We start from the raw sequence: 12,930 nt of genomic DNA, 5'->3' as shown, positions 1-12,930 counted from the left end.
ATTAGACATACATTACCAACTTTCTTATATTTTTTAATTTGTTGATAATATATATGTGTCCTTTATGGGTATCATATCAGATACCCAATAATAAATCTCGGTGTGGCATTAAGTTTTTTATTCGGTATGGGTGGAGCAACTGTTATGTCACTTCACGCAAAAAATTTAAGACTAAAAAATACTTGTTTCTCTCATCTGATTACATTAAATGTTGTGGCTTATATTTTTCTAGCACTTCTCGTATTTGGATTTAATGATAGTTTGATGATTTTAATGGGATCTAACGAGGAACTTCTTCCCCTTGTAAAAGAATATCTTTATACTTGTACGGCAGCTCTTATTTTTCTTATGTTATCGAATAGTCTTAATGCTGTGGTAAGAAATGATAAAGCTCCCACTTATGCTTTTATCTCTATGGTTTCTGGAGCTGTGACAAATATATTTTTAGATTGGCTTTTTATAGTTATCTTTGATATGGGATTATTTGGCGGAGCCTTAGCAACTGGAATTGGGCAAGTGGTATCTTTTATAATCTTGGTTACATATTTTTTCCGTTCTGGCACTAAGATAAAATTTAGATTTGAGAAATTAAGATTACCTTTCTTTATAAAAATAGTAACAGTTGGTTTCCCATCATTTACTATTGAGTTTGCCGCTGCTGTAACAAATACACTTCTTAACAAAACTTTTATGGCTTACAGTGGTCCTTTGGGAGTTTCCTCTTATTCTATTGTAACTTATATCTGCTATATGTTTAGAATGGTGTTCTCTGGATTTGGACAAGCATTACAACCGATTGCAAGTTTTAACTATGGAATAAAAGAGATACAAAGGGTTAAACAAATATTTAAGATTGGACATCTATCAGCACTTTGTATATCATCTTTCCTTTTAGGCTGTGTATTTCTTTTAGGAGAGTGGTTAATAAAGATGTTTACTAACGACCCTCCACTTATTGAGATGTCTTGTAAGGGGATAATATTATTTTCTAGTGCTTTGGTTTTCTTGGGAGCTAACTTTGTAAATATAGCTTATCTTCAAGCAAAGGGAAGTACAAAACTTTCTAATATGTTGTCAATACTTAGAAGTGTGGTTTTTGTGTTGGTGGCTGTTGTGATACTTCCTCCACTTTGGGGTGAGGCTGGAATATGGTTGGTTCTACCAGCATCAGATCTGCTTACTTTTATAACTAGCTGTTTCTTGTTTAAAAGAATTAGAGCATAATAAAAATTTTGGGTGCAGTACACATTTTTATTAAAAATATGGATTAAAAATTACGGAAATTATGGAGAAAAATTAGATTTATAAAGCGACATCGAATGCTAAAAATCACAACTGTTTGAACGAAGTGAGTTTTGTGATTTTAATGAGATGAGCTTTTAATAAATCAATTTTTCGTAATCTGTAGTAATTTTTAATCTTATATTTCCTAAATTTGCAACAGCCTCTTTTTTATATTTAAAGAAATATACTCATATAGATTGGCAAATGTATAACCCCATCTTTTATCATTAAATCTTTTTGATAAAGAATATATGAATTTCCAATTCTATCTTTGTATCTAGTTCTAAATTTATCCAATGATGAATGTTTTTTATAAGATGATGATTTTACCTCTATGACAGCTATCTTTTTTAAATTTTCTCTATCTTTTATCAGAAAATCTAACTCCATATTATTTTCTTTATTCTCTCTGTCAGTTTTAGAGTAGAAAAATAGTTTATGACCATTTGTCCTTAAAGTTTGAGCCACAACATTTTCCATAAGCATTCCCTCGTTAATATTTAATTTATTAAAAAGAACTGCCTTATAAAGCTCGTTTTCTGTATAATCGCTGTCCATAAAAGTCTGAGTAACCAAAAGTCCAGTGTCCATCATATAACATTTTCTTGTGGAAAAATCACTATTTAAGTTAAGCCCAATATTTGGGTCAGTGGAATTATAACAAGTATTAGTTATCATTGCATCATTTAGCCACATAAAAGAATCTTCGTACTCTCTATATCTAGCTTCTTTTGATACAGCACTTAATTTATATTTTTTTTCTTTTTTAGAAAGTTGACTTGGTATTTCATCGAAGATAGACATAACTTTATTTTCATATCCCTTTGCAAATTTTCCAATATCATTTCTATACAGATTTAAAATATCTCTTTTTATATCGTCTACATCTGCAAAATTTTTTGTTTCTAAATACATATTAACAGCTTGTGGCATTCCACCAACTAAAATATATTGTCTAAAATCATTCATAATCTTTCTATGGAGAGCTTGCCCTAATGGAAGTTTTTTATCAAAAAATTCTTTTAATATTGGAATTGTTGTTGTATCTCCCAAAGCCCATAAAAATTCTTCAAAATCAAGAGGATACATCTCAATGTGTTTTTCTTCTGATGGAAGTATTATATTTTCTATATTTCTTTTTAAAGAAAGTAAAGAGCCTGTTTCTATATAGTCGTATCTTCCATCTTTAACCAAATATTTTATAAGCTGTCTTGCTCTTGGAAACTGTTGAACTTCGTCAAAAATTATTAAACTCTCTCTTTCATACAATCTTACTCCATAAAAAGCTGATAGTTTCATAAAAAATAAATCTAGATTTGTACTTTCATTTTCAAATACATCAATAATCTCTTTGGATATATTTCCAAAATCTACGAGGATATAACTTTTATATTCATTTTTTCCAAACTCTTCACACAAGAAACTTTTTCCAATTCTTCTAGCTCCATCTATAAGAAGAGCTTTTGTCCCTTTATATCTATCTTTCCAATCAAGCAAAGAACTATATAATTTTCTTTTTAGCATTTAAACCTCCAAAATCACGAAATCCTACTATCTTTTACCCTTTATTTCTCACGAAATCCTATCTAAATTATAGCATATTTCTCACGAAATCGCATCTTCTTTTTTGGTAAATTCCCACGAAATCCAATGAACTTTATTTTTAAGTAAAAGAAAAGACTGTACAAAATTAATTGCACAGCCTTTTTTTATTAAAGTTATTTAATTATTTCACTTCAGGTATATCGCAAGATTTAATGTTCCAGATTTCGTCAGCATATCTTCTGATTGTATTATCTGATGAGAATATTCCAGAGTTAGCGATATTTATTAAGCACATTTGTTGCCATTTTTCTTGATCTCTGTATAATCTATCAATTTTTTCTTGAGCTTTAACATAAGCGTCAAAGTCTTTAAGAACGAAGAATTCGTCATTTTTATTGAATAGATCATCAAGGATCATAGAAAATTCTGATGAATTAACTCCATAGTATCCATTTGTAATTTGGTCGATAATTTTTTGAAGTCTTGGATCGTTATCAAATACATCTCTCATATTGTATCCACCGAAAGCGTTGTAGTGCATTACTTCTTGAGATGTTAAACCAAATACAACTATATTATCTCTACCAACAGCTTGGTCTATTTCAACATTTGCTCCGTCAAGAGTAGCAAGAGTTATAGCACCATTCATCATAAATTTCATATTTCCTGTACCTGATGCTTCTTTAGATGCAGTAGATATTTGTTCACTTACATCTCCAGCAGGGATTATTTTTTCTGCTAAACTTACACCATAGTTTTCTAAGAATACAACTTTGATTTTTCCTTTGATAGATTTATCATTGTTGATTTTTTCAGCTACTGTGTTGATAAGTTTTATAACTTGTTTAGCTAGAGAATATCCTGGTGCTGCTTTAGCTCCAAAGAAGAATGTTCTTGGAACTATATCAAGGTTTGGATTAGCTTTTAATTCATTATATAGATACATAATGTGGAATAAGTTTAAAAGTTGACGCTTGTAAGCGTGAAGTCTTTTTACTTGAACGTCAAATATAGATTTTGGATCTATAGTTATTCCATATTGTTCTTTTACGAATTTAGCCATTTCTAGTTTTTTGTCAGCTTTTATTTGAGCTAATCTTTTTAAGATTTTTTTGTCGTCTTTGTATTCTAATAATTTTTTCATAGAAGATGTATCTTTTAACCAATCTTCAGATCCACCGTATAATTCGATAAATAGATCTGTTAATGGACGGTTAGCTTTTACAAGCCATCTTCTGTGAGTGATACCGTTTGTTTTGTTGTTAAATCTGTCTGGATACATTTCGTAGAAATCTTTTAATTCTCTATTTTTTAATATCTCAGTATGTAACCAAGCAACCCCGTTTATAGAGTGAGATCCTACTATTGCAAGATTTGCCATTTTGATGTTGTTGTATTGAATGATTGACATATTATTTACTTTTCCCCAATCATTGTAATATCTATCAGCAACTTCTTGACAGAATCTTCTGTTGATTTCTTCTATTATCATATAGATTCTTGGAAGTAATTTTTTAAATACATTTACGTCCCATTTTTCTAATGCTTCAGCCATTATTGTATGGTTAGTGTAAGCACAAGTTTTTACTGTAATTCTCCAAGCTGTATCCCAATCTAATTCATAGTCATCAAGTAATATTCTCATAAGCTCTGCAACTGCAACAGCTGGGTGAGTGTCATTGATGTGGATTGCTACATAGTTGTGAAGTTCAGTTATTGGTTCTCCAAGTTTTAAGAAACTTCTTACAATACTTTGGATACCAGCACTTGTAAAGAAGTATTCTTGTTTAAGTCTTAATCTTTTTCCTTCAAGACTTGTATCATCTGGATATAGTACTTGAGAGATTTCTTCTACAGAATATCTTTGTTCTAAGTAAGATAAGTATTCTCCTCTTTGTAATGTAGAAAGATTTATAGGTTTTTCTGGCATATCAGCACTCCAAAGTCTTAGAGTGTTTACGTTCATTGTTTGATATCCAGGAACTGGCACGTCATAAGGTACTGCACGAATAATTTCAGGGTTTTCATATACTGGAACTAATTTTCCATTAACTTCTTTTAAGTAAACATTTCCCCCAAAACGTACATCTACACTTTTATCTGCTCTTTTGATTTCCCAAACGAAATCTTTTTTTAACCAGTCATCAAGTTGTTCTACTTGGTAACCGTTTTCTATTTTTTGTTTGAATAATCCGTGTTTAAAACGGATTCCATTTCCATGAGCTGGTAGTGATAGAGATGCCATTGAATCTATGAAACAAGCAGCAAGTCTTCCTAGACCTCCGTTTCCAAGTCCAGCATCTTCTTCATAAGAAACTAACTCATTGAAGTTAATTCCTAATTCTTTTAATGCTTCTTCACATAAATCTCTTATTCCAAGATTTATTAAGTTTGTTTCAAGAAGTCTTCCTATTAAAAACTCCATTGAAAAATAATAAGTTTGTTTTACTTTACGCTCTCTGTAAATTTTATTAGTTTCTGCCCATTTTTCTGTTAAGTAGTCTTTTATTAGTTTTCCAAGTGCAAAATACTTATGCTCCAAAGTAGCTTGTGAAATATCCTCAGCAAAAGTAAAAGTCAATCTTTTAAGATAATCGTTTTTTATCTCTTCTTTTGTTTTCGCTAATATCATACTTTCCTCCCATTTTTTCTTATAAAAAAGTTTCCCTGCCATAGTGAACAGGGAAACCAAATTTTTGACTTGTTTATTTTTTTCCTAATTTCTACCGACATAGAAATTATACAAACTAATTGAAAAAATTTCAACCATATTTTTATGAATAAATCTTTTGGTCAATTTTTGTCTGAAAAGTAACTACTTTTATCCCAATTTGTTATACAATTCTTTGTATTTCAAAGCAGATTCTTTCCAGCTTATTTCTGAATTCATAGCGTTTAATTGTAGTTTTCTCCATACTTCTTTGTTTTTGTATAACTCTACTGCATTTTCGATAACGTGTAACATATCGTGAGCATTGTAGTTTGTGAAAGAGAATCCATTTCCTGTACCATCATATTCGTTGTAAGGAGTAACTGTGTCTTTAAGTCCACCAGTTTCTCTAACGATAGGAAGTGTACCGTATCTTAAAGCTATAAGTTGTCCTATTCCACAAGGTTCAAATTGTGATGGCATCAAGAACATATCTGCTCCAGCATATACTTCTTTAGCTAGTTTATTGTCAAATCCTATAAATCCAAACATTTTATCTTTATATTTGTAAGTATAGTATCTAAACATATCTTCGTAAGCTTTATCCCCTGTACCTATTACTACAAATTGTACATTAAGTCTTAAAATATCATCTATAACGGCTCTTATAAGGTCAAGTCCTTTTTGAGATACAAGTCTTGAAACTAATCCTATCATAGGGATATTTTCATCAACTGGTAAACCTAATTCCTCTTGTAGTTTTAATTTGTTGACAACTTTATAATCTAAAGTTTCTTTGTCATATTGTTTGAATATATTTTTATCTGTCAATGGGTTGTGTTCGTCATAGTCTATTCCATTAACTATTCCTGATAATTTATAGCTAATTCCATTTAAAAGTCCATCTAGGTTTTCACCAAAGTATGGAGTTCTTATTTCGTCAGCGTAAGAGTTACTTACTGTATTTACTTCGTCAGAATACATTATACCAGCTTTCATAAATGAAACTCCGTCAAAGAATTTAATCTTATCTTCTGCAAAGTAAGAATCATCAAGACTTAATAGTTCTCCTAAGATTGATTTAGAGAAAACTCCTTGATATTTTAAGTTGTGGATAGTATATACAGTTTTTATTCCTTGATATCTCACATCATAAGCATAGTGAGTTTTTAAGAATAATGGTACAACTCCTGTATGCCAGTCGTTACAGTGGATAACATCTGGTTTGAAGTCTTCCATATATTTTATACTTTCAAGGATAGCTCTTGAGAAAAAAGTGAATATCTCTCCATCATCAAAGTGTCCATAAGGTTCTTCTCTCTTAAAATAATATTCATTGTCTAGGAAATAAAAAGTAACTCCATCATATTCTAAAGATTCAAGTCCACAATATTGGTTTCTCCAACCAACTGGTACTCTGAACTCTGCTATTTTTTTCATTTTATTTTTGAACTCTTCAGATATTTTTCCATATTTAGGAAGAACTACTCTTACATCAACAGCTATTTTTTTCAAAGCTTTTGGTAACGCGTAAGCTACATCTGCAAGTCCACCAGTTTTTATAAAAGGAGCTGCCTCAGATGCTGCAAATAAAACTTTCATTGCTCCACCTCCAAATATTTTACTATTTTAAAACTTCTTTTTCAATTATTAATGGATATATATTACTTCCTCTTAATTCTGTTCCTTCAGCTAATACAACATTTTTATCCATTATTACATTTTTAATTTTGCAACCGCTTTTAATTACACAGTTTTGTAATAAAATACAGTTTTCTACTTCTGCTCCCTCTTCAATAACAACAGATCTTGAAATTACGCTTCCTTTTACAGAACCTTTGATTTCACAACCGTTAGCTATTAATGAGTCAACAACTTTAGATCCTTTCGAGTATTTTGTAGGAACTGAGTCTTTAGATTTACTATAAATAGCACGTCCTTCAAAGAATAACTCTCTTGTAATATCTACGTTTAACATTTCCATATTAGTGTTGTAGTAAGTAAGAAGTGAGTTTACACAACCTAAATATCCTTTATGTTCGTAACCTTTTATATCTATCTTACCTAAGTTTTCATATACAACAGATTTTAAAGTTCTAGCATAATCTGCGTAAGCAACTTTGTCTATTAATGATTCTAAGTAAGATTTTTTCATTATAAATATTTCCATAGAGATGTTAGCGTCTTTTGATTTTCCACTATTTTTTTCAACACCTAAGATTTCTCCGTTCATATTTATTTGTAATTCTCCGCAATCTAGGTATTTTTTATCAGCTTCATCAGTGTGTTTGTAAACGATAGTTACAACTGCACCAGATTCTATATGTTGTCTTACTGCTGCTTCTATATCAACGTTAGCAATTAAATAAGTAGATGAGAATACTACATATTCCTCTTTTACTCTTGCTAAAAATTCTCTATTGTCTTTTAATATTTGTAAGTCATAGCTTACTGCTTGGTTTCTTTTGTCGTGGAACATATATAAACCTTTATTTCTTCTGTTTAAGTCCCAAGCTGAACCTCCACCAATATGGTCTCTTAAAGATCTACTGTCTGTTTGAGTTAAGATACCAACAAGTTTTATTCCAGAGTTTACCATATTTGATAAAGCAAAGTCAACTACTCTATATTTTCCTCCGATAGGTATAGAAGCTACCGCTCTGTGAGCTGCAAGTCTTCTTAAACTATCTCTACTTTCTGTTGCACTTAATATTCCAAAGCAATTATTTAACATCTTTCTTCACTCTCCCCAAAATTATTTTGTAACATCTTCGTTTACTATTCCGTCTTCTGCAATTAAAGCTATCTCTTCGCTACCAGAAACTTTTTTACCCTCTTCAACAACAACGTGTCTTCCGCAAATAGCTCTGTTTACTAAAGAACCTTTTTTAACTACACTGTCACACATAACAACTGAATCTTTTATTACTGCTCCTTCTTCAACTACTACTCCTTGGAATAGGATTGAGTTTTCAACTGTACCGTTGATTACACAACCTTCAGTTATTAGAGAGTTTTCTATAACTGCGTTACTTCCTATAACTTGGCTTGGTTTGTTAGTTGATTTAGAGTAAATTCTCCAGTTTTTATCAAAGATATCAAATTTTGGTTTTTCACCTAATAAGTCCATATTAGCTTCCCATAGACTTTCAACTGTTCCAACGTCTTTCCAGTATCCTTCAAATGGATAAGCTATAAGTTTTCTTCCTTCTCCTAATAATTTTGGTATAATATCTTTACCAAAGTCATTTGAAGATTTGTCGTTTGCTTCGTCTTCAATCAATGCTTGTCTTAATGTTTTCCAATTAAAGATATAAATTCCCATTGATGCTAATGTACTTTTTGGTTTAGCTGGTTTTTCTTCAAATTCGTATATTTCATCTTCATTTTTAACGTTCATTATACCGAATCTGCTAGCTTCTTCTAAAGAAACGTTAAGAACAGCTATTGTTGCGTCAGCGTTTCTTGATTTGTGATATTCTAACATTTTGTTATAATCCATTTTATAAATATGGTCTCCTGAAAGGATTAAAACATATTCTGGGTCATAATCATCTATAAAATCTATATTTTGATAGATTGAGTTAGCTGTACCTTTGTACCACCAACCACCGTCTTCTTGCATATATGGTGGAAGTATACTAACTCCTCCAAAGTTTCTGTTTAAATCCCAAGAACTTCCTATCCCTATATAGTTATTTAATGCTTTTGGTTTGTATTGAACTAAGATTCCAACTGTATCAATCCCTGAGTTAGTACAGTTACTTAAAGGGAAATCTATAATTCTATATTTTCCACCAAATGGAACTGCTGGTTTTGCGATATTTTTAGTAAGAAGTTTTAGTCTACTACCTTGACCTCCTGCTAATATCATAGCTATCATTTCTTTTTTCATAATTGTCACACCCTCCTATTTATTTGTTTATATCTATATTTTTTATTATTTTAGATTTTTCTTTTAGTTCTTTTTCTTCTTCTTTAAATTTTGGTTTTAATATTATTGTAGATAATGGTGGAATGTTAAGTTCCAATGAATAAGGTATTCCGTTTATATTTTGTAATTTTGGCTTGATTACTCCACTATTTAGGATATTTGTTCCAGAGTAAATATCTCTGTCACTGTTGAATATCTCCTCGTAATCCACAAGGTCCCTACTTCCTACTAAATAGTTAAAATGTGCCACTGGAGTAAAGTTGCATACAAATAGCAAGAAATCTTTTTCGTCTTTACTCTTTCTTACAAAAGATATAACGCTCTCTTGATAGTTGCTGTGATCTACCCATTCAAATCCATCATAAGTTGTGTCTTGTTCCCATAGAGATTTTTCTTTTTTATAAAGTTTATTCAAATCTCTAACGTAAGTTTTTATACTATCGTGCATTGGATATTTAAGCATCTTCCATTCAAGCTCTTCATAGAATCTCCATTCCATAAATTGCCCAATCTCTGTTCCCATAAAGTTAAGTTTCTTTCCTGGGTGACCGTACATATATCCTAGAAACATTCTAAGACTTGCAAATTTATCCTCGTATCTACCAAACATCTTGTCTAGTAAAGATTTTTTACCGTGTACTACCTCGTCGTGAGACAGTGATAAAATATAGTTTTCAGAGAAACAATACATCAAGGAGAATGTTACCAAGTTGTGATGATACTGTCTATATATTGGATCCATCTCCATATACTTTAGCATATCGTTCATCCAACCCATATTCCACTTGTAGTTAAATCCAAGACCTCCTACATAAGCTGGTCTTGTAACAAGTGGCCAAGCTGTTGCCTCCTCTGCTATCATAAGTGGATTTTTAAACTCTGAAAATATAATTTCGTTAAGAAGTCTTAAAAACTCTATGGCATCTAAGTCTTCATCTCCACCGTATTTATTTTTTAAACCTCTCACTTCTGGTTGTCCGTACTCCAAATAGATAATATTTGAAACTGCGTCTGCTCTTATTCCGTCTATATGATAAATATCAAATAAAAATACTGCATTTGATATTAAAAAACTTCTGACCTCTGGACTAGCTAAGTTAAAATTAGCTGTTCCCCAACCTTTGTTCTCACTTCTCCATTCATCTGGATATTCGTAAAGTGGTGTTCCGTCAAACTTTAAAAGTCCGTGTGCATCTTTACAGAAATGCCCTGGAACCCAATCAAGTATAACTCCTATTCCAGCCTTGTGAAATTCATTTACCAAATATTTAAAACCTTCTGGATCTCCATATCTGCTAGTCATTGAATAATAACCAACAGCTTGATATCCCCAAGAACCATCTAATGGGTGTTCTGAAAGAGGCATTATCTCAACGTGAGTATACCCCATTTCAAGAATATATGGTAATAACTTATCACAGATCTCTCTGTAATCTAAAAATCCGCTCTCAGCTTTTAATTCCTCTTGAGTTTTTTCTAAGTCTGGCTTATCAATCTTCACAATCTCTGATTCTGGTTTTCTTCTCCAAGAACCTAAGTGAATTTCGTAGATATTCATTGGACTCTCAAATGGATTCCAATTAGATCTTTTTTCTAGCCAATCATCATCTTCCCAATTATATGGTCTTGTAACATCTTTTACTATCGAGGCAGTTCCCGGTCTTAATTCTGAATAGAAAGCAAAAGGGTCTGATTTTAAAAATACTCTACCATCTTGTGAGGTAATCTCATATTTATAAATATCTCCCTCTTTGATATTTGGAATAAATATACTCCAAACACCGTGATAACCGTTGAAAAACATTCTATGTTTTGAGCCGTCCCAATCATTAAAATTCCCTACAACTGAAACATCTTTTGCGTTAGGAGCCCAGACTTTAAACTCCGCTCCCCATTTCCCTTTCTCTTTTTTCAAGTGGCAACCTAAACTATAATATAGTCTATGATTTACCTCTGAATGGAACAAACGCATCTCTTCCCCAAATTCTTTAATACTCTCAAAAATCATAGCTCACCTCTGTTCGATTACTATTTATCTAAACTTTTAATGTAATCATCATCTGTTATTACTTCTATTCCATTTTTTAAGAATAGATCTACTGTAACACCATTTCCCTCTATGACAGTCCCTGTGAAAGTCCCGTCATAAATCTCTCCGTATCCACAAGAGGGACTTCTTCTTCTAAGGATAACTTTAGTTATGTTAAGAGCCTTTAAAATATCTAAAGCTCTTTTTGCACCAAGTTCATACTCCTTAGTTACGTTTATACTATTCTTCGTAACAACTTGCAAATTTCCTTTAAAATCTTTTTTTATTTCTGCAGGAACTCTCGGAGTAGTTAATCCCCCAAGTTGTTCTGGACAGATAGGCACTGCAAGTCCTTTGTTAAGTAGCTCTAAAAATATAGGATTTAAGTTACTTTTTCCATTGTATTTGCAATTTATACCACATAAACAACTACTAATCCCAATCATAACTTCTCCTTAATTTATTTGCTTACCTTGAACATAGCTGAAAATCTTGTAGGTATCTTTGTTTCGAAAGATAAGATTTTATTTGTTCTAGGGTGTTTAAAAACTATTGTTCTAGCGTGAAGTCCAAGTCTTCTAAGAGGATTTGTTTTTGCTCCATATTTTTTGTCACCTATGATACTGTGACCAATACTTTGCATATGTACTCTTATTTGATTTTTTCTTCCTGTTTCGATATCAGCCTCAACTAAAGAGTAACCTCTACTTCTTTTTAAAACTTCGTAGTGAGTGATAGCTTTTTTAGATCCTTCTATCTCTGTTAGACTAGAGAAAGTTACCATTGCACTATTTTCTTTTAAGTAAGAAATCAAAGTGTCTCTATCTTTTTCAACTCTACCTTCAACAACTGCCACGTATTTTCTCTCTTTTACAAAGTTTTGCCAGTTAGTTTGAAGAACTTGTTGCATTCCCTCAGTCTTAGCAAATATCATAACTCCAGAAGTACCTCTGTCAAGTCTATGAACGATAAAAAGTTTTTCGTTGGGATTTTTAGCTTTTATATATTCTTTTACTATATTATAAGCTGTCTTTTCCCTCTCTTTATCAGTAGCGATTGATAACATTCCCTCTGGTTTTTCGATAGCAACAATGTCGTCATCTTCGTAAACTATCTTGATACCTTGTAGGTTTTCCTCTGTAATACGAGATGCTGACACTAAAACTTCATCATTTATGACCAATTTATGATTAAATTGAGATGTTCTAACACCATTTACTAGAATTTGCCCATTTTTTAGAAGTGACTTGATATTATTTCTATTTTTACCAGGCAAGTTTTCTATCAAAAATTTCATTAATTCGTCATTTTCTTTTACTTTCAAACTTATATTTTTCAATTTTACTCCTATTTTTTGAATTTTTTCTTTTATAAGTAGATTCTACCACATTTTTAATTTTTTTTTAAGTCCTTTATTTAACTTTTTTAAAAAAATAAAAGTTATTTCTCATCAGACATTGAAATCCAATGAAAAATAACTTTCTAATT

At 31.3% G+C, this 12,930-nt stretch carries 9 protein-coding genes; 1 reads left to right on the top strand and 8 read right to left on the bottom strand.

The annotated features are described in order from the left end of the window. Window positions 1-51 precede the first annotated feature (51 nt). On the top strand, window positions 52-1,224 hold the full coding sequence (locus I6E15_RS06015; protein WP_328221980.1) for an MATE family efflux transporter: 1,173 nt from the start codon (window positions 52-54) through the stop codon (window positions 1,222-1,224). A gap of 234 nt (window positions 1,225-1,458) precedes the next feature. Here the strand turns inward: I6E15_RS06015 and I6E15_RS06010 are convergent, their stop codons facing one another. The 8 genes from I6E15_RS06010 to I6E15_RS05975 form a co-directional block, all read right to left on the bottom strand. After that, on the bottom strand, window positions 1,459-2,808 hold the full coding sequence (locus I6E15_RS06010) for an ATP-binding protein (protein WP_235246934.1): 1,350 nt from the start codon (window positions 2,806-2,808) through the stop codon (window positions 1,459-1,461). A 202-nt stretch (window positions 2,809-3,010) separates the two neighbouring features. Continuing rightward, window positions 3,011-5,461, bottom strand: a complete 2,451-nt coding sequence (locus I6E15_RS06005) for a glycogen/starch/alpha-glucan phosphorylase (protein WP_235246933.1) — start codon at window positions 5,459-5,461, stop codon at window positions 3,011-3,013. Between the two features lie 189 nt (window positions 5,462-5,650). Then, the gene (gene glgA / locus I6E15_RS06000) at window positions 5,651-7,081 is read right to left on the bottom strand and encodes a glycogen synthase GlgA (protein WP_235246932.1); all 1,431 of its coding nucleotides are present in this window, start codon (window positions 7,079-7,081) and stop codon (window positions 5,651-5,653) included. Window positions 7,082-7,103: 22 nt separating this feature from the next. Continuing rightward, window positions 7,104-8,213, bottom strand: a complete 1,110-nt coding sequence (glgD, locus tag I6E15_RS05995; RefSeq protein ID WP_235246931.1) for a glucose-1-phosphate adenylyltransferase subunit GlgD — start codon at window positions 8,211-8,213, stop codon at window positions 7,104-7,106. Window positions 8,214-8,234: 21 nt separating this feature from the next. After that, window positions 8,235-9,374, bottom strand: a complete 1,140-nt coding sequence (locus I6E15_RS05990) for a glucose-1-phosphate adenylyltransferase (RefSeq protein WP_235246930.1) — start codon at window positions 9,372-9,374, stop codon at window positions 8,235-8,237. Between the two features lie 19 nt (window positions 9,375-9,393). Further along, complete coding sequence (glgB, locus tag I6E15_RS05985) at window positions 9,394-11,421, bottom strand: 1,4-alpha-glucan branching protein GlgB (protein WP_235246929.1); 2,028 nt, start codon at window positions 11,419-11,421, stop codon at window positions 9,394-9,396. 20 nt (window positions 11,422-11,441) lie between these two features. Then, on the bottom strand, window positions 11,442-11,888 hold the full coding sequence (locus tag I6E15_RS05980; protein WP_235246927.1) for a DUF523 domain-containing protein: 447 nt from the start codon (window positions 11,886-11,888) through the stop codon (window positions 11,442-11,444). A 14-nt stretch (window positions 11,889-11,902) separates the two neighbouring features. Then, window positions 11,903-12,781 carry an RluA family pseudouridine synthase gene (locus I6E15_RS05975; RefSeq protein ID WP_235246925.1) on the bottom strand — a complete coding sequence of 293 codons (879 nt, stop codon included), beginning with the start codon at window positions 12,779-12,781 and terminating at the stop codon, window positions 11,903-11,905. Window positions 12,782-12,930 lie beyond the last annotated feature (149 nt).

The sequence above is a fragment of the Fusobacterium perfoetens genome (genome assembly GCF_021531475.1).
Lineage (GTDB): Bacteria > Fusobacteriota > Fusobacteriia > Fusobacteriales > Fusobacteriaceae > Fusobacterium_B.
Note: the sequence above shows the minus strand (reverse complement) of the source record. Positions and strands in the feature narration are given on the sequence as shown.

Excerpts from the sequence above, each read along its gene's own strand:
- glgD (WP_235246931.1), bottom strand. The coding sequence starts at position 8,213 with ATGTTAAATAATTGCTTTGGAATATTAAGTGCAACAGAAAGTAGAGAT.
- I6E15_RS06005 (WP_235246933.1), bottom strand. The coding sequence starts at position 5,461 with ATGATATTAGCGAAAACAAAAGAAGAGATAAAAAACGATTATCTTAAA.
- glgB (WP_235246929.1), bottom strand. The coding sequence starts at position 11,421 with ATGATTTTTGAGAGTATTAAAGAATTTGGGGAAGAGATGCGTTTGTTC.
- I6E15_RS05990 (WP_235246930.1), bottom strand. The coding sequence starts at position 9,374 with ATGAAAAAAGAAATGATAGCTATGATATTAGCAGGAGGTCAAGGTAGT.
- I6E15_RS06010 (WP_235246934.1), bottom strand. The coding sequence starts at position 2,808 with ATGCTAAAAAGAAAATTATATAGTTCTTTGCTTGATTGGAAAGATAGA.
- I6E15_RS05980 (WP_235246927.1), bottom strand. The coding sequence starts at position 11,888 with ATGATTGGGATTAGTAGTTGTTTATGTGGTATAAATTGCAAATACAAT.
- glgA (WP_235246932.1), bottom strand. The coding sequence starts at position 7,081 with ATGAAAGTTTTATTTGCAGCATCTGAGGCAGCTCCTTTTATAAAAACT.